This is a genomic window from Limosilactobacillus gorillae (genome assembly GCF_001293735.1).
Lineage (GTDB): Bacteria > Bacillota > Bacilli > Lactobacillales > Lactobacillaceae > Limosilactobacillus > Limosilactobacillus gorillae.
On sequence record NZ_BCAH01000007.1, the window covers coordinates 47,833 to 63,825 of the forward strand.

Sequence of the window (15,993 nt, forward strand, 5' to 3'; positions counted from 1 at the left end):
AATCTTCGGGGCGGCAATAACTGGGAAAGCCCCTCTTTTGGTGTACCCAGAAGTTCCGATCGTTATCGCAACTTAATTAAAAAGGAAAGGTACTTATGCGTAAGTTACAAATCAAGAATAATGAAGTGGCCTTCTTTGCAGTCGGGGGCCTTGGTGAAATCGGAAAGAACATGTACTGTGTTCAGTTCCAAGACGAAATTGTGATCATTGACTGTGGGGTTCTCTTCCCTGAAGATGAACTTCTTGGGGTCGATTATGTTATTCAAAACTACGACTACCTTGTTGAGAACAAGGACAAGATTAAGGGGATCTTCATCACCCACGGTCACGAAGACCACATTGGAGGACTACCCTTCTTCTTGCAAAAGGTGAACGTGCCGATTTACGCCGGTCCGTTTGCAACTTCCCTGATCAAGGGAAAACTGGATGAAAAACACCTTTTACGGAGTACGGAGCTGCATGAGATCGATGAATTCTCCGAGGTGCACTTTAAGAAGCTGTGGGTCTCCTTCTTCCGGACCACTCACTCAATCCCAGACACGGTTGGGATTGCGATTCACACCCCGCAGGGGACGATCATTCAAACGGGGGACTTCAAGTTTGATCTAACGCCGGTTGGCAACCTGCCAGCGCCCAACTTCCAACAGATGGCCAAGCTAGGCGAAGAAGGGGTCCTGTTGTTAACCTCTGACTCTACCAATGCCGAACGACCAGAGTTTACCAAGTCGGAACGCTGGGTCGATGTCCACATCCGGCGGGTCTTTGAACGAATTAAGGGTCGGATCATCTTCGCTTCCTTTGCCTCTAACGTATATCGTCTTCGTGAAGCTTCTGACGCCGCCATGCGTCAGGGCCGCAAAATCGCTGTCTTCGGGCGATCAATGGAAAACGCGATTGCGGCTGGTCAGGCCCTGGGCTACTTAAAGATTCCAGAGGATTCCTTGATCGACCCGAACGAATTAAACTCTTACCCGCCGGAAAAGGTTATGATCATGTGTACGGGGTCACAGGGGGAACCAATGGCTGCCCTGTCCCGGATTGCCAACGGAACCCACCGGCAGATTACAATTCAGCCGGAAGACACAGTGGTCTTTTCATCCAACCCGATCCCGGGGAACACGACCTCGGTTAACACATTGATCAATAAGCTTGAGGAAAGCGGCGCCACCGTCATTCACGGTTACGTTAACAACATTCACACTTCCGGGCACGGGGGTCAAATTGACGAAGAGCTGATGTTACGCTTGATGAAACCGAAGTTCTTTGCTCCGGTCCATGGTGAATACCGGATGCAAAAGATTCACACCAAGCTGGCTCAGCTGACGGGGGTCCCGAAGGAAAATACCTTCATCTTAGAAAACGGGGATGTCTTAGCCCTGACTAAGGACTCCTGCCGCTTGGCCGACCACATCGAGTCGATGGGGGACGTCTACATTGATGGGCGTGACGTAAACGACTCCGTCGGGGACCCTGAAATCCGTGAACGGCGGATGCTGTCTGAAGAAGGGGTTGTGACGGCTGTGGCCGTTGTTGACTTAAAGGACTACCAAATTGTGGCAGGTCCGGACATCGTTTCCCGTGGCTTTGTTTATATGCACGAGTCCCAGGAACTAATCAAGGCGGCCAACCACGAAGTCTTCTGGGCCATCCTAAACACCTTCAAGAATCATAAGCGGGTTGACCGCCGGGCCATTAACCGGACAATCGTCTCGCGCCTTCAACGGCTCTTGTACGACCGAACGGGACGTCGGCCAGTGATCATTCCAATGGTGACGATTCTAAATGCCGACGCTCAGGGCCGGGCAAAAAAGGAAGTCTCGACATCAGAAGAGGGGAGAGGGAAGAATTCCTCCCGCAACCGACGTAATAACCGGAAGCGCCGTTCCAACGCTAAAAAGGAAGCGGCAGTAACGGAATAGTTAATAATCCTCGCTCAGTTTTGGGCGAGGATTTCTTTGTTTAGCCCTTTTTCTTGGCCGGGTGCTTTGTTATGATCAATATAATGAACAAATAGAAGTTTGATTGGAGGTAATGAGATGTCAGGAAGGGATTACCTGCACATCTGGTACGAAACCCAATTGGTCGCCACGCTTTTCTTCGTTCTCGTGATTAGTGGGTGGGAAGTTTATGTTGGGATCAATCAGGGCTACTTGATGATCTTTTTAGGTATAATCATGGTACTTGGGCTGATTGTTTCCTCCCTACCAGCGGTTCCGCACTGGTTAGAACTGGTCAACCAGGGGCTCCAGGCCATCTTTCAACCCCTAACTTTAATCATGGTTTGGGGGATCGTCACCCGTCAGATTATCGTGCGCCTGCACTTGCCGGCCCGTGGAGTGGTTGTGCTGGCGCTGTTGTATTATTTAATTATGTTCGCCCCGTTTGCAAGCGAGATCGGCGGCCAATTCAAGTGGGCTGCCACTCGAATCGGTTATAGCTTCTTTTGGTTTTTAATGATTGTGGATGGGATAACCATTTCCCTGCCGGTAAAGTTTGCTGGCCCGCCCGTTATACAGACAATTGCGGCCTCCGACGTTGTTGGGGCGCTGGCCTTTTTAATCACTGCTATTACTCTGATGCGAGCCTGGAAACTTGCCTGGCCAGGTCTCTGGCCTAAGTTTGGCTGGGGCTGGTCGTGGTGGACTCTGGCGGCTTTAATCGTAATCGACCTGCTCTTTACCGTTTACAACACGGTGGGAGGTAGTATCGTAAAGGGACTGGGCCATCGTCTCTTGGACGAGGGTAACATCTTGGTGGCCGTTAGTGCAGCCGTCAGTGAGGAGGCCCTCTTTCGCTTTGTCATCCTAACCGTCTTGTTGCTAGCCCTTCGGAATACACGATGGCAGCTAGGGCTGGCCATTACTAGCTCGGCCCTGCTCTTTGGCCTTGCTCACCTGCTTAACCTGACGACCCAGCCGTTAGCAATCACCCTTTATCAGGTGGTGGGGGTGACTGGCATCGGCCTCTTCTTTGCCATTGTATTCTTGTACACGGGCCAGCTTTGGTTGGTAATTCTAATGCATTTCTTGCTTGACTGGTTCTCCTTTAGTGTCAGTGGCACAACGGTGATGAACGGAACGCCTGACTGGACCAACTGGTTGGCAGTACTGGTTGAACTAGCCATGTTTGCCTTGGTGACGATCTGGATGCTTAATGGTCGGCGACGGGTGGTAATTGAGCGCCACGCAAACCGCTTGATCGGTGAGGATCAACACTTTGGTTACCGACTTGATTTTCGCTTTTAAGTTATGATGGCTCTTCGCTAGGGTGATTAAATACTGCCAGCGGGGGGCTGTTTTGCTTCTATGGGGTTGGGTGAGTCAGTGACCGGGAAAAAGAATTTGGGCTAGTTGTTGGGCATGAAGGTTGTTAGCTTTTCCCGGGAAATAATCCTTATTGTGCTATCACCCGTTCCTTAATTAACGTCCTAGGTCGGAAATTTCTAAAGTTAGAAAATAAAATTAGGCTTGGCTAAAAAATCAATTTACAATCATCGTAATTAGTGTAATACTAATTTACGAACATAGTTAGGGGGAACGTATCCGGGTTGCCGGCCCCCGAAAGAGAGGAGAAATTTCATGTTTGAAATTAAGCCAAAAACGTTCCATAAGATCCTGGTCGGGGTTGATGATGCCCCCGACGCTCGGGCGGCCTTTGCCTACGCGGTGGGTAAGGCTAAGCGCGACGGAAGTGAGCTGGGGATTGTCTCGATTTACGAGACCAACTCAGTAAACGTCTTTCAAGCCCTTGATAAGGAATATGTTCACTCAAGCCGTCAGGACCTGGAAAAGCGGATCGACGAGTACGTTCAAGCCGCCATTGACTACGGGATCGACCCTAAGAAGATTACGGCCATTGTTGACGAAGGTGATCGCCCCGCTGAACGGATCTGTAACCACGTGATTCCGGAATTCCAACCGGACCTGTTGATTGTGGGGTCAATTAGCAAGCCGGGGAACCGGAAAGCGGTTGGTTCACAGGCCTCATACATGACTAAACACGCTGGGACGTCTGTCTTTGTGATTCGGACCGAAGAAGTACGGACCTACCAATAACATCCTATTTAAAAAGGGCGTGGCCAAAGCTGGTTACGCCCTTTTTAGGTTTTATAGCTATTCTAATTTAGTTAGTAAAATCAGTTAAAAGTGGTTGCTTTTATAGTTAGTTATATTATAATGATTCTAAAGTAACTGAAAAGGAGTGTTATCGTGGCGAAAAAACAAGTTTCCTTAGCACGGCGGATTAACATCTTACGGGCTAGCGTAATGGGAGCCAATGACGGGATCATTTCAGTGGCCGGAATTGTTATTGGGGTGGCGGCCGCCACGAGTAACGGTTATTCAATTTTAATTGCTGGCCTATCAGGAGCCTTGGCCGGGACAATTTCGATGGCAATGGGTGAATACGTGTCCGTTTCAACTCAAAAGGACTCCCAGCGAATGGCCCTGATTGAAGAGAAGGAACGCCTTGATGAAAACTACCAGAGTGAATATGACTTTGTGAAGCAACGGTACCTGGACCAAGGGATTGCCCCGGAGCTTGCTGACCAAGCTACCCGTGAATTAATGGAAAAGGATGCCCTGGGGACGGTTGTTTTAGAGCGCCACGGCTTTAACCCCCACGAATTTACCAGCCCCTACGCCGCAGCCATTGCCTCCTTTATTTCCTTCCCGCTGGGTTCCCTCTTACCGATGGTGGCGGTAATGATGACCCCGGCTAAGGTGCGAATCGAGGCAACGGTGGGGGCCGTCTTAGTTGCCCTTTGTATCACTGGGTATTTTGCGGCCGTCCTGGGTGATGCAAAGCGGGGTAAGTCGGTGGTCCGAAACGTGGTAGCCGGTTTGCTCACGATGGGCGTAACCTTCATTATCGGCCAACTTTTGGCTCGTTAAGTTAAGGAGGGATTGATGTGCAAGAAGTTAAGGTAAAAGATCTTCATAAGCAGACGATGGAGGAACGACTCAATACCTTGCGAGCAGGGGTATTGGGGTCCAATGACGGGATACTAACCGTTGTCGGGGTGCTGGTTTCGGTGGCTGCGGCCACGGCTGACCAGTTTATGATCTTAATTGCTGGCTTGGCCGACCTCTTGGCCTGTGCCTTTTCAATGGCCTCGGGAGAATATGCCTCGGTATCAACCCAAAAGGACACCGAAAAAGCGGCGGTGGCAAAGGAAGCGGCCCTCTTGAAAACGGACTGGGCTGGCGAGCTCCAGGCAGTTAGTGATTATTACCGTGGTAAAGGTCTCAGTAAACAGACGGCTGAAGCGATTGCCGAGGACCTGATGAATAAGTCACCGTTAAAGACGGTGGTTCGAGTCAAGTATGACATTGAGCTGGGGCACTACCTAAATCCCTGGGATGCGGCCTTTGCCTCCCTGTTTGCGGCATCCCTCGGGGGGATCTTACCACTGATGGCAATGATTCTGACCCCGGCAGGCTATAAGTGGCCCACTACGATCCTGGCAGTCATTCTCTCGTCGGCCTTAACCGGCTATATCTCCTCCAAATTGGGCAATGGTTTGGTCAAGGTGGCAGTAATCAGAAACATCGTTATCGGTTTGATCACGATCATTATTCACTATGGAGTTGGAAAATTATTTTAGGTAAATAGCAACGCCCCTCTGCGTTCGGTGGAAACATAGAGGGGCGTTGTTTTAGTTAATTATTGACAAATACTTTGACGGTCCGGCGGGGTATCGAAGAGGTCCTCATCTTGACCCCGTAAACACTCGGGTTGGATGGTTACGTGGCAGATCCCATACTTAGTCTTGAGCAGCTTTTCAGCCTGGTGATAGACGGTTTCAACTTGACTCAAGAGCATGTCCTGGCAGTTTAGGTGGGCAGAGAAGATAATTCGGTGTTCGTCAATCGACCAGGCGTGAACGTGGTGGACGTTGACGACCCCGTCAATTTTTAGGAGGTCGTGTTTGATTTGATCGTAATCAAGCCGGGGTGCGGATTGCATCAGGATACTGAGGGTCTGGTGAATAATTGGCAGTGCCTCGTAGCCGATGTAGACCGCTACGGCAATGGTTAAAGCAGGATCCAGCCAGGGAACGTTGAAGAAGGTTAAGATAATCCCGCCAATGATGACGGCCACCGAGGATAAAGCGTCGGATAGGACGTGCAGGTAAGTGGCTTTAACGTTCAGGCTGTGGCGGCTACCCCGGTGCAAGAGAAGGGCAGAGGCGAGGTTGGCTAAGAGTCCGACGACCGCCACCGTCAGCATGACCGGCCCGTTAATGTGTTCGGGGTGTTGGAAGTGTTTGATGGCCTCGACGATCAAAAAGAGGGAAACAATGATCAGAAAAAGGGCGTTGAGCATTGCTGCTAGGATCTCGGCTCGCCGGTAGCCATAGGTGCGCCGGTGATTTTCCGGTCGCCCGGCAATCGACTGGGCGACATACCCCATCACAATCGACAGCGAATCGCCTAAGTTGTGAAAGGCATCTGAAAGTAGGGCTAGACTTCCCGATAGAAGACCCCCAATGATCTCTAGGACCGTGATAGCAACGTTTAAAATGGTAACGGTAAAAAAACGTCCACCGCTAATCTGGTGGTTATGCATGTTGCTCCTCCCGTAGAAGTAAAATTAATTCCTTGAAAACAAAAGTTTAGGTTATCCAAATCGTTAAATTAATGATATGCTATAATCATTCTGGATTCAACCGGACAAAGTGATCCATATGAAAAAGAAAGAAGGTTTGGGGCGATAACAATGACGCCGATGAAAGAAGATTATTTAAAGATTATCTTTGAACTAGGGGGAGGACGTAAGAAGGTTTCCAACAAGGAAATTTCATTAGGACTGGGAATTGCTGCCGGGTCCGTTACCGAAATGATTACCAAGTTGTCCGACGAGGGCTTGGTAGAACACGAACCGTACGCAGGGATCGCTCTGACGGAAAAGGGAGGACGCTACGCAGCCGAATTGGTTCGTAAGCACCGTCTGTGGGAAAGCTTCTTGGTAGATAAGCTACACTATAATATGACTGACGTCCATCCTGAGGCTGAAGTTTTGGAACACAAGACCAGTGATCACTTGGCAACCGCCTTAGATGATTTCTTGGGTCACCCGGCGTACTGCCCGCATGGCGGGGTGATTCCGAGTGCTAACGGTCACTTTACCAACATCAGCCACCGGATGCTGGCCGATGGCAAAGACGGCGAAGAAGTAATTATTGAACGTTTCTTGGACAACCATGACCTACTAACCTATTTAAGCGAAGTGGGGTTAAGGTTACGGGATCACATCAAAATTTTAAAGCACGAACCCTTTGAGGGACCCGTGGTTGTAGAACGGTTGACGGATGAAGAAAAGCTAAACATCTCTTACAAAGCCGCCCATAACGTTTTTATTGCCTCTGAAGAAAAATAAGTAGCTTTATGACGGGGACCATGCTATAGTCGTAAAGTAGTTTAACTCGGGTATGAATGGTAAATTGTTTCATTGAAGGAATCTCCCAATTTGCTCAGGTAGAATTACCAAGTTTGATACATTTGTTTTACACAGGAGGATTCATTTATGGAACAAGGGACTGTTAAGTGGTTTAATGACGAAAAAGGTTACGGGTTCATTTCCCGCGAAGCTGGTGACGACGTGTTCGTTCACTTCTCTGCCATCCAAGGCGACGGCTTCAAGACTTTGGAAGAAGGCCAAGCGGTAACGTTCGATGTTGAAACCGGCGACCGTGGACTCCAAGCAGCCAACGTTTCCAAGGCTTAATCTTTTCAAGGGCGGTGCCTACCAGGCACCGCCCTTTTTTGTGTCAAACTATTGCCAATTATGGGGGCGCCCTTGCATAATAAGTCTATTGAATGAGGGGGCGACCAGAAGTGACGCAGGAAGAAATGAATCTCGCTGTCAGCACCTGCCTGCTGGCGGGCCAGATCCTAATTGAAAATGGCTCAAACATGGAACGGGTTAACGACACCATGTACCGGATTGCAGCCAACGCAGGCTTGAAATCCTTTCAGGCCTTTACGACTGTAACTGGGGTGGTAGCGTCATCAGACCACTGTGCCAACGCTCAGGTGGTCGATGTTCGGATTCGACGTAACGATTTAACTAGGATTGCCCAGGTTAACGCCATTTCCCGTGATTTTGCCGACCATAAGATCGAACTCAAGGAGGCCTATCAACGCCTGAGCATGGTGGACCAGACTTCTACCAAGCAGCCGGTTTTATTGCAATGCTTGGCGGCGGCGATCATGAGCTTTACCCTAATGATTGTCTTTACTGGCGATACTCAGGACACCCTGGCGGCCTTTTTAGTTGGTGGGAGCTCGTATTGGGTCTATCTCTGGTTGGTAAGCACCTTCAGGGTTCGGTACTTAGGTGAATTTTGTACCGCCCTTATGATCGGTGCTCTCGCCAGTACGGTCGTGCACTTTGGCTTGGCTCAGCGGGTTGATGATATCATCATCGGTTCGATTATGTCGCTAGTGCCGGGGGTGCCAATTACTAACGCCGCTCGCGATATTGTTTCCGGTAACGGTATTTCGGGAATTACCCGCATGCTAGAGGCCCTGCTGACGGCCGCGGCAATCGGGTGCGCGATTGTCTTAGTCTTGCGCTACCTATAGGAGGAGGAAAATGATCGAACGTTTATTGATCCACTTTGGCTTTGCCTTTGTGGCAACAATTTGTTTTGCCATTTTGCTAAACGTTCCCCGGCACGCCTTCCTGGCCGGCGGGCTGATTGGAGGGACTACCTGGGATCTGTATGTAGTTATCTACTATCATTTGCACGTCGGCTTAGCCTTATCTAATTTGGTAGCGGCAATTTTAATCGGTATTTTATCGATGGTAGCCGCCAAGCTTCAGCGTCAGCCGATGATTTTGTATAATGTTCCGGCCCTGGTGCCCTTTGTACCAGGCGGCCAAGCCTATAAGGTGGTTCGCTACTTTGTCTTAGGAAATTACGGGGTGTCCTTAGGCTACCTCTACCAGGTGATCGTGATCGCTGGGGCCATCACGCTAGGCTTCGGGCTTGGGGACCTAATTAACACGGCTATTTACGGGCGCCATCACTGGCATGCCGCCCCCTTTAGTCAGTTAAAGGGTTGGAAAAAGCGTGATTGAGACCCGACATCGTGGTATACTCAGCTCATACTTTACAAATGGAGAATCATAAAGATGTTAATTGAACGAGATCCAAAGCGTCCGATGCGCCTGATCGTAGCGGCAGTCATTTTCGTGGTGGTTGCGGCCATGGTCTACAAAAATTCGATGTTAATCACAACGGTGGACACGGTCTTCCAAGCCCTCTTTGCCTCCAGCAAGACGACGGGCTTTGTCCACGGCCTGATGACCATGACAGCCTTTTTGGCTAGTCCCAAGATGGATATTATCTGGGTATTAGTGATTGCCTTTTTCCTCTGGGGCTTTAAGGGAAAAATCCCGGCTCTGTGGGCACTATTTACCCTCTTTGGGGGAGACGTGCTAGGGGTAATTATCAAGCATATCATCAAGCGAGAACGACCAGCACAACACCTGGCTTCCGACACGGGCTTCTCGTTCCCAAGTGGCCACGTCCTGGGCTTCTTCCTGGTGGCGGCGATTATTAGCCTGGTGGTGGTTCCCTTAATTAAGAGCGGGGCCATTCGGGTGATCATTCAGCTGGTTCTAATCTTTGCCGTTGTTTTAGTGGCTATTTCCCGGGTTTACCTGCAGGCCCACTACCCATCCGACACGATTGGGGCAATGTTGCTAGCTTACACGTGGTTACAATTTGCGGAGGCCCTGTACGTCGGCTACGCAGCGCAACTGCGGAACTTAAGACTGACACACAACTCCTGGTATTAAAAATAAAGGCCGGCGCCCATCTGGTGCCGGCCTTTAATGTTAGTTAAGGGTTTGCTTGAGCCACTCGTCCGCCAGGGTAACCCAGTGGTGAACGTGGGGCCTGTGGGGCTCTTCTTCTGGACCAACTAGATCGGTGGCGATATCCATAGCGTGGGGACCGCCATCAAAGAGGTGAATTTCCTGGGAAATATTTTCCTGCTGGAGGGCTTGAACGTAGTTAAGGGTGTTTTGAACTGTGATTAAGGGGTCGGTGACCGTTCCCCAAGTAAAGGTTGGCCGGCAGTCGGCGTTGACATGGTAGCTAGCGCTAAACCTTTCTGGGTCGTTGGTCCACTTTGGCATGGTGGCTGGGTTTGGGAAGCCTAGGTCCAGGTCAATAACCGGGTAGCCCAGCACGGCAGCGTCAAAGTGACAGGCTTCTTCGCTTAGCCCGCTGGCTTCTTTTAGCCAGCCACTCTTCCAGTAGTCGTTGTAAAGGGCGACAATTTGACCTCCGGCGGAAAAGCCCATTACCGCCACCTTACCCGTGAGGGACCAGTCATTTTGGTGTTGGTGTACTAAATTGACGGCCTGGGCGAGGTCGAGAAGTGGGGAGGGGTAGAGCGGGGTTGCCTCGTCAACAAAGCTGTAACGTAATACGAAAACCTGAAAGCCGCGGGCTAAAAAGGCCAGCGCCGTTTTTTCGGACTCTTCTTCCGGAATGTGGGTCATCGATCCGCCTGGGACAAAGACCAGGGCCGGAAAGGCTTGGACCGGTGCCTTGGGAGTCGGGGTTTGTAGGTAGGCAGTCAGGGTTGCCGGGGTAGGGTGCTTGCTTGTGGTAAGTGAAAGTGTTTTAATTTCCATTACAAACTTCCTTTCAATAATTTGGAATCCATGGGGTAATTATAGTGCAAGAAGAACAAAAACAGTTAGCAATTCGGTTGGTGACCCAGGATGACATGGCCTTTGTTAAGGAGTGCTTTACCGATGACCAACTGTTAAAAGAGATCGGTCTAACCCTTAGTCCGCATCCCCAGGCACGCCGGTGGGCCTTTGCGATGTGGCGTCAGTCAGGGGATTTTTGGGCGATTACCCTTCAAAAGGTACCAATTGGCCTGGTGACTAGCTTTGTTGTGGCCCCGGGAGTTCGTGAGGTCGGCTATTTTATTTTAGCGCCCTGGCAAAAGCAGGGGCTGATGACAAAGACCCTGCAAAAATTAATTTCATGTTTAAGAGATCGCGGACAGACGAACGAGCTGGTGGCCACCACCCGCATGGATAACCTTGCCTCCCAGCATGTGTTAATCAAAAATGGGTTTAGAAAGGGTCATCAAAATAAGACAATTATTAACTGGTCCTTAAAAATTTCTTAGAAAAGGGTTGCGGATTATTCGCTGTTCGGTATAATAATGAATATGTTTATCACACAGAAGAGGTCGCGCGACTCATTAGTACGTCGGGTTAGGTAAGCAAATACCTCAGCCCGGTTGAAAGGGTGCCGTGCCGAAACACTGGTAATTTTGCTGTTACCTTTGTTGGGACGTGGCTTAAGAGGCCACGGACTGTCGCAACACTGCGGGGTGCTTCCGGATACTAATTCAGAATTATGGGTTGGGTCTTCTAGCACTGCTAGGAGGCCCTTTTGCTTTCCCCCGCTCGTCACAATCAATAGGAGGATACATTATGGATGAGCAACAATCGTCGGGCAACCAGGGCGGCCATATTGAACGGTCGTTAAAGACACGCCACCTGACAATGATCGCCCTCGGGGGTTCAATCGGGACCGGGCTATTCATTGCATCGGGATCGGCAATTACCACCGCTGGACCGGGGGGCGCCCTGATTGCCTATGCGATCATGGGGATCATGGTCTACTTTTTAATGACCAGTTTGGCAGAGATGGCAACGTACATTCCACTGACTGGGTCCTTTGCTGCTTACGCAAGCAAGTTTGTTTCCCCGGCCACGGGGTTTGCCCTCGGTTGGAATTACTGGTTCAACGCCGCTATCACAGTGCCGGTTGAAATCACCACCGTGGGGTTGGTTATGAACTTCTGGTTGCCCCACATTCCGAGCTGGGTCTTTTCCGGGGTCGCCTTTCTCTTAATCTTCATTATTAACTACCTGTCCGTTCGTTCTTACGGGGAAACGGAATTCTGGCTAGCTTTGATTAAGGTGGTCACTGTTATTGTCTTCATCATCGTTGGCGTGCTGGTAATTCTCGGGATCATGGGGGGCCAGGGGCCAACCGACCTGACTAACTTTACCTACAAGAAGGCACCGTTTGTCAATGGAGTTTCCGGCATTATCTCCGTCTTCTTGGTTGCCGGCTTCTCCTTCCAGGGGACCGAAATGATCGGGATCACCGCTGGGGAATCCGAAAACCCGGAACGGGCAGTTCCGAAGGCTATTAGGTCAACCTTCTGGCGGATCCTGTTGTTCTACATCCTAACGATCTTCGTGATTGCCTGCATCCTGCCGTACACTGATCCACACCTGTTATCATCTGATGTTAAGGACGTCGTGACGTCACCGTTCACTTTGATTTTCAAGCGGGCAGGCCTGGCTGCTGCGGCCTCGGTTATGAACGCGGTAATTTTAGTGGCGGTTCTTTCCTCGGCTAACTCATGGATGTACGCCTCGACGCGGATGCTGTATTCCCAAGCCCGGGAAGGATACGCATGGCGGATTTTTGGTTACGTTAACAAGCGCGGGATTCCGATTTACGGTCTGCTGGGAACGACTGTGGTGGGAATCTTGGTTTGGGCAACCCAATTCGTTGGCCCTAATGCCTATAACTATCTGATCAGCGCATCCGGTTTGTGCGGGTTTATCGCCTGGCTGGGGATTGCGATTTCACATTTCTGCTTCCGGCGAGCCTTCTTGGCCCAGGGGCATCAGCTGTCTGAGCTTAAGTATCACGCTAAGTGGTTCCCGTTCGGCCCGATCTTTGCCGTCATTCTTTGTATCGTCGTGATCGTGGGCCAGAACCTGAATGCCTTTGTTAAGCTGGACTGGTCCAATATCGCCATCACTTACATGGCCGTACCAATCTACATCGTCTTGTACCTGTACTACAAGCTTCGTTACGGCTCTAAGATGATTAACCCTAAGGACGCCGATCTTTCCCGCTCAACCAAGGGGGAAAGCTACGAGCCGACTGACCAAGATTAGATAAAAAACCAACAGCCTAGGGGCGGTGCACTTTCACCCCGTAGGCTTTTTCTTTTCCAAAGTGGGAGTGGGAGTGTTAAAATAACCTTTGTGTCTTTTAAAACAGAACCGAAATAAGTGAGGTTTGATGGATGATTGTATTAGCCGGAACAATTGGGGCAGGGAAGACAAGCTTAACGCAAATGCTTGCCAACCACCTGGGGAGCAAGCCGTTTTTTGAATCGGTCGATGATAACCCGATTCTGCCCCTTTTCTACAAGGATCCGCAAAAGTACGGGTTCTTACTGCAGATTTACTTTTTGAACCGACGCCTGGATGAGATCAAGGATTCCTTTGATAATGATTTAAACGTCTTGGATCGTTCGATCTTTGAAGACGCCCTGATGTTTAAGATGAACGCTGACCTCGGTCGGGCCACCCAAACTGAATCGGACATTTACACGTCCTTGTTAGGGAACATGATGGAAGAATTGCCAGATCAGGCTCACCCGAAGGCGCCCAACTTGTTAATTCACATCCGGGTGTCCTTTGAAACGATGCTGAACCGGATCAAGCAACGGGGGCGGTCGTTTGAACAGATTGAAACCGACCCAAGTTTGTACCAATACTATAAGACGCTGAACGAGCGTTACCAAACCTGGTACGAGAACTACGATAAGAGTCCTAAGATGATGATCGACGGGGATAGGTTCGACTTTGTGGCTGATGAAAAAGCGGCTGCGGCGGTCTTAGAACAAATCGATACTAAACTTTTTGAATTAAATTTAAAGTAGTTATTGACAGTTTAGCTGACATCGCCTATACTATAGAAGTTGTCAGTTGACATGGAGGATTAGCTCAGTTGGGAGAGCGTCTGCCTTACAAGCAGAGGGTCACAGGTTCGAGCCCTGTATCCTCCATTCTAGGTTAGGGCATCCACTTGGATTGTCCTTTTATTTTCGACATTTGTCACGCGGATATGGCGGAATTGGCAGACGCGCAAGATTTAGGTTCTTGTGTCTTTATGACGTGGAGGTTCGAATCCTCTTATCCGCATTGGCCGGCAAAAAGCCATTTAACTTTTAAAAAAAGTAATTGACAAAGTTGGTCTAGAAGAGTAATATATATAAACGTTGAAAGGCAAGTTTAGTTGCCAATCACCCCGAAAATTGCGGAAGTAGTTCAGTGGTAGAACATCACCTTGCCATGGTGGGGGTCGCGGGTTCGAATCCCGTCTTCCGCTTTTTATTACGCACCCATAGCGCAATTGGATAGAGTGTCTGACTACGAATCAGAAGGTTGAAGGTTCGACTCCTTCTGGGTGCATACCTCGGGAATTAGCTCAGCTTGGTAGAGCGCTTCGTTCGGGACGAAGAGGTCGCAGGTTCGAATCCTGTATTCCCGATCGATATTCCCACAGTCCGTCATAGCGGTTGAAATTCCGTTATGACGGTTTTTTGTTGCCTAAAAATCTGGGGGTTATCCTTTTAGGGATTGAGTATCGGGAGGGATGCTCGCAACTAAAAGGTTAGTGGTATCATATCCCTAAAGGGGGGACGGTTAAATGGATCTGAATGAAAAATACCAAGCGATTGACCACCGGGGACGGCAGCTACTTTTGAGGGGCGGGGACATTGATCCCTGGTTAAGTGATCTCGAAGATGATTTTCGGCACGGGATGAGCCTAATCTTCACCTTGCCGGCCCACGTCAGCCGCAACATTGGCTTTGCCCTGGGTAAGCTACGGGAAGTGGAACCTGACCAGTACTATTACCCGGCAAAGGATATGCACGTAACGGTGATCGACTTAATCAAGGCAACGCCGGAATATGCCCTCAGTACGGAGCAGGAGCAAGCCTACCTCACGGCGGTTCGGCAGGCGGTTAAAAAGATAGCGCCCTTTCGTGTTTCGTTTCAAGGCTTGATCACTAGCGGGAGTGCGGTGATGGTCAAAGGACTTTACCAGCCGGGACTAGCTGAGCTTCGCCAGGCAGTTCGCCACCAGGTTAAAGCGGCGGGTCTTCAGCTGCAGGAACGCTACCAGCAGACAACCGCTCACGTGACCGTCGCCCGCCAACAGGCGCCGCTTGTTAATACTCGCCGGGACCTGGCGGTGTTAGATTCGTTAGCCGAAGTGGCGCTTGGGACCGCCCTAGTTGACCAGGTTGAGTTGGTGGTTCACGACTGGTATAATCGCCAGCCCCGCCTCCTCGCTAAATTAGAGATGTAAAAAAAGGAGGATAACGGAAATCAGCTGATTTCCGTTATCCTCTTTTTTAGTTAAGTGGAGCCTCGGGGTGCTCCTTGGTTAAGATGAACTGTTCGCTTGGGGTGACCATAAAGAAATCGGTGATTAACTTGCTTAATTGGGTCATCGCTTCGGTTGCCCGAGCAGCCTGTTCGGCATTGACGGATTCCATTACAACGACGCCATTAGTGGTTTCCTCGGTCAGCATCGTCCGTTCGGCTTCCCGCCAGTTTAAGGAGCGGCAAACGGCGCCTCCGTTATCGTAGTAAATGACTTCTCCTTCGCGGGCGGGATCATCTTCTTTCGCCCCAAGTGGGAAGAAGCCTTCACCTCCCTTGGCGATTCCCAGGTGTAAGTCGCCTTCAATCTTATTAAGATCTTCGATACCAATTGGAACCCCGTAGCTTAAGGAGATACTATTGTAGAGATCGACGAGCGGAATCGTTGGTTCAAAAACATGTCCTTGGTTGGCCCGCTTCAAGAGGGCTTCAATTGATGCCCGAGCGCCCTTACGCTTCTTAAATTGGGAGTAGGCGTCACGCCACTGCGCAACAACGGGGTTATCGCGAAATGGATCGACACTGGTGAACTTAGCAGATTCCTTAACAGCTTGGGCAAGTAGGTCGGCCCGGTACTGGTGCGTTTCGGGAGTATCGTGGTTATCAAAGCCGTTAATGGTCATGATGTTGATCTGGGCGTCGGGGAAGAGATTCCAAAACCCAGAATCGATAATTACTTTTTTCATAAATATAACCTCCTTGGGGGTCAAAGCTATAGTTTTTCATACCCCGTTTATTTTA

Annotated in this window: 17 protein-coding genes, 5 tRNA genes and 1 riboswitch; of the genes, 19 read left to right on the plus strand and 3 right to left on the minus strand. The window is 50.0% G+C overall.

Features of this window, described 5'->3' with window-relative positions; genetic code table 11:
- Positions 1–95 precede the first annotated feature (95 nt).
- From rnjA to AOQ57_RS01295, 5 genes are all read left to right on the plus strand, one after another.
- Positions 96–1,919 carry a ribonuclease J1 gene (gene rnjA / locus AOQ57_RS01275; protein ID WP_093624434.1) on the plus strand — a complete coding sequence of 608 codons (1,824 nt, stop codon included), beginning with the start codon at positions 96–98 and terminating at the stop codon, positions 1,917–1,919.
- 117 nt (positions 1,920–2,036) lie between these two features.
- On the plus strand, positions 2,037–3,245 hold the full coding sequence (locus AOQ57_RS01280) for a CPBP family intramembrane glutamic endopeptidase (RefSeq protein ID WP_093624436.1): 1,209 nt from the start codon (positions 2,037–2,039) through the stop codon (positions 3,243–3,245).
- Between the two features lie 333 nt (positions 3,246–3,578).
- Positions 3,579–4,055: a universal stress protein gene (locus AOQ57_RS01285; RefSeq protein WP_093624438.1), complete on the plus strand. Its 477-nt coding sequence runs from the start codon at positions 3,579–3,581 to the stop codon at positions 4,053–4,055.
- A 153-nt stretch (positions 4,056–4,208) separates the two neighbouring features.
- Positions 4,209–4,892, plus strand: a complete 684-nt coding sequence (locus tag AOQ57_RS01290; protein WP_093624440.1) for a VIT1/CCC1 transporter family protein — start codon at positions 4,209–4,211, stop codon at positions 4,890–4,892.
- 56 nt (positions 4,893–4,948) lie between these two features.
- Positions 4,949–5,605, plus strand: coding sequence for a VIT1/CCC1 transporter family protein (locus AOQ57_RS01295; RefSeq protein ID WP_093624485.1), 657 nt, complete (start codon positions 4,949–4,951; stop codon positions 5,603–5,605).
- Positions 5,606–5,664: 59 nt separating this feature from the next.
- Here AOQ57_RS01295 and AOQ57_RS01300 read toward each other — a convergent pair whose 3' ends face one another.
- Positions 5,665–6,570 (minus strand): cation diffusion facilitator family transporter, encoded by a 906-nt coding sequence (locus AOQ57_RS01300; RefSeq protein ID WP_093624442.1) that lies wholly within the window; start codon positions 6,568–6,570, stop codon positions 5,665–5,667.
- Between the two features lie 150 nt (positions 6,571–6,720).
- On the opposite strand from AOQ57_RS01300, the gene AOQ57_RS01305 reads away from it, so the two are divergent.
- The 5 genes from AOQ57_RS01305 to AOQ57_RS01325 all read left to right on the plus strand — a co-directional run bounded on the left by AOQ57_RS01305 (position 6,721) and on the right by AOQ57_RS01325 (position 9,810).
- On the plus strand, positions 6,721–7,380 hold the full coding sequence (locus tag AOQ57_RS01305; protein WP_093624444.1) for a metal-dependent transcriptional regulator: 660 nt from the start codon (positions 6,721–6,723) through the stop codon (positions 7,378–7,380).
- 147 nt (positions 7,381–7,527) lie between these two features.
- Positions 7,528–7,728, plus strand: coding sequence for a cold-shock protein (locus tag AOQ57_RS01310; RefSeq protein ID WP_049183686.1), 201 nt, complete (start codon positions 7,528–7,530; stop codon positions 7,726–7,728).
- A 110-nt stretch (positions 7,729–7,838) separates the two neighbouring features.
- Positions 7,839–8,588 (plus strand): threonine/serine exporter family protein, encoded by a 750-nt coding sequence (locus tag AOQ57_RS01315; protein ID WP_093624446.1) that lies wholly within the window; start codon positions 7,839–7,841, stop codon positions 8,586–8,588.
- 10 nt (positions 8,589–8,598) lie between these two features.
- Positions 8,599–9,087 carry a threonine/serine exporter family protein gene (locus tag AOQ57_RS01320; protein ID WP_093624448.1) on the plus strand — a complete coding sequence of 163 codons (489 nt, stop codon included), beginning with the start codon at positions 8,599–8,601 and terminating at the stop codon, positions 9,085–9,087.
- Between the two features lie 54 nt (positions 9,088–9,141).
- Entirely contained in the window at positions 9,142–9,810 is a 669-nt protein-coding gene (locus AOQ57_RS01325; RefSeq protein ID WP_093624450.1) for a phosphatase PAP2 family protein, read from the plus strand.
- A 39-nt stretch (positions 9,811–9,849) separates the two neighbouring features.
- Here the strand turns inward: AOQ57_RS01325 and AOQ57_RS01330 are convergent, their stop codons facing one another.
- On the minus strand, positions 9,850–10,656 hold the full coding sequence (locus AOQ57_RS01330; protein ID WP_093624452.1) for a lp_1002 family arylesterase: 807 nt from the start codon (positions 10,654–10,656) through the stop codon (positions 9,850–9,852).
- Positions 10,657–10,700: 44 nt separating this feature from the next.
- Between AOQ57_RS01330 and AOQ57_RS01335 the strand changes: the two genes are divergently transcribed.
- The 9 genes from AOQ57_RS01335 (at position 10,701) to AOQ57_RS01375 (ending at position 15,175) form a co-directional block, all read left to right on the plus strand.
- Positions 10,701–11,165, plus strand: a complete 465-nt coding sequence (locus tag AOQ57_RS01335) for a GNAT family N-acetyltransferase (protein WP_235788984.1) — start codon at positions 10,701–10,703, stop codon at positions 11,163–11,165.
- A gap of 49 nt (positions 11,166–11,214) precedes the next feature.
- A riboswitch (Lysine riboswitch) is annotated at positions 11,215–11,386 on the plus strand.
- A gap of 89 nt (positions 11,387–11,475) precedes the next feature.
- Complete coding sequence (locus AOQ57_RS01340; protein ID WP_093624457.1) at positions 11,476–12,966, plus strand: amino acid permease; 1,491 nt, start codon at positions 11,476–11,478, stop codon at positions 12,964–12,966.
- A gap of 131 nt (positions 12,967–13,097) precedes the next feature.
- Positions 13,098–13,739: a deoxynucleoside kinase gene (locus tag AOQ57_RS01345; protein ID WP_093624459.1), complete on the plus strand. Its 642-nt coding sequence runs from the start codon at positions 13,098–13,100 to the stop codon at positions 13,737–13,739.
- A 53-nt stretch (positions 13,740–13,792) separates the two neighbouring features.
- Positions 13,793–13,865: transfer RNA gene (locus AOQ57_RS01350), tRNA-Val, on the plus strand.
- A gap of 53 nt (positions 13,866–13,918) precedes the next feature.
- Positions 13,919–14,001, plus strand: a tRNA-Leu gene (locus AOQ57_RS01355).
- Between the two features lie 115 nt (positions 14,002–14,116).
- Positions 14,117–14,188, plus strand: a tRNA-Gly gene (locus AOQ57_RS01360).
- 9 nt (positions 14,189–14,197) lie between these two features.
- Positions 14,198–14,271, plus strand: a tRNA-Arg gene (locus AOQ57_RS01365).
- Between the two features lie 5 nt (positions 14,272–14,276).
- Positions 14,277–14,350: transfer RNA gene (locus AOQ57_RS01370), tRNA-Pro, on the plus strand.
- Between the two features lie 159 nt (positions 14,351–14,509).
- Complete coding sequence (locus tag AOQ57_RS01375) at positions 14,510–15,175, plus strand: 2'-5' RNA ligase family protein (RefSeq protein ID WP_093624461.1); 666 nt, start codon at positions 14,510–14,512, stop codon at positions 15,173–15,175.
- A gap of 46 nt (positions 15,176–15,221) precedes the next feature.
- On the opposite strand, the gene AOQ57_RS01380 is transcribed toward AOQ57_RS01375, so the two are convergent.
- Complete coding sequence (locus AOQ57_RS01380; protein ID WP_093624463.1) at positions 15,222–15,938, minus strand: B3/B4 domain-containing protein; 717 nt, start codon at positions 15,936–15,938, stop codon at positions 15,222–15,224.
- Positions 15,939–15,993: the final 55 nt, after the last annotated feature.

What these genes read in the sequence shown, in the direction of transcription:
- rnjA (WP_093624434.1), top strand. Translation starts at nt 96, where the DNA reads ATGCGTAAGTTACAAATCAAGAATAATGAAGTGGCCTTCTTTGCAGTC.
- AOQ57_RS01280 (WP_093624436.1), top strand. Translation starts at nt 2,037, where the DNA reads ATGTCAGGAAGGGATTACCTGCACATCTGGTACGAAACCCAATTGGTC.
- AOQ57_RS01285 (WP_093624438.1), top strand. Translation starts at nt 3,579, where the DNA reads ATGTTTGAAATTAAGCCAAAAACGTTCCATAAGATCCTGGTCGGGGTT.
- AOQ57_RS01295 (WP_093624485.1), top strand. Translation starts at nt 4,949, where the DNA reads ATGGAGGAACGACTCAATACCTTGCGAGCAGGGGTATTGGGGTCCAAT.
- AOQ57_RS01300 (WP_093624442.1), bottom strand. Translation starts at nt 6,570, where the DNA reads ATGCATAACCACCAGATTAGCGGTGGACGTTTTTTTACCGTTACCATT.
- AOQ57_RS01305 (WP_093624444.1), top strand. Translation starts at nt 6,721, where the DNA reads ATGACGCCGATGAAAGAAGATTATTTAAAGATTATCTTTGAACTAGGG.
- AOQ57_RS01310 (WP_049183686.1), top strand. Translation starts at nt 7,528, where the DNA reads ATGGAACAAGGGACTGTTAAGTGGTTTAATGACGAAAAAGGTTACGGG.
- AOQ57_RS01320 (WP_093624448.1), top strand. Translation starts at nt 8,599, where the DNA reads ATGATCGAACGTTTATTGATCCACTTTGGCTTTGCCTTTGTGGCAACA.
- AOQ57_RS01325 (WP_093624450.1), top strand. Translation starts at nt 9,142, where the DNA reads ATGTTAATTGAACGAGATCCAAAGCGTCCGATGCGCCTGATCGTAGCG.
- AOQ57_RS01330 (WP_093624452.1), bottom strand. Translation starts at nt 10,656, where the DNA reads ATGGAAATTAAAACACTTTCACTTACCACAAGCAAGCACCCTACCCCG.
- AOQ57_RS01340 (WP_093624457.1), top strand. Translation starts at nt 11,476, where the DNA reads ATGGATGAGCAACAATCGTCGGGCAACCAGGGCGGCCATATTGAACGG.
- AOQ57_RS01345 (WP_093624459.1), top strand. Translation starts at nt 13,098, where the DNA reads ATGATTGTATTAGCCGGAACAATTGGGGCAGGGAAGACAAGCTTAACG.
- AOQ57_RS01375 (WP_093624461.1), top strand. Translation starts at nt 14,510, where the DNA reads ATGGATCTGAATGAAAAATACCAAGCGATTGACCACCGGGGACGGCAG.
- AOQ57_RS01380 (WP_093624463.1), bottom strand. Translation starts at nt 15,938, where the DNA reads ATGAAAAAAGTAATTATCGATTCTGGGTTTTGGAATCTCTTCCCCGAC.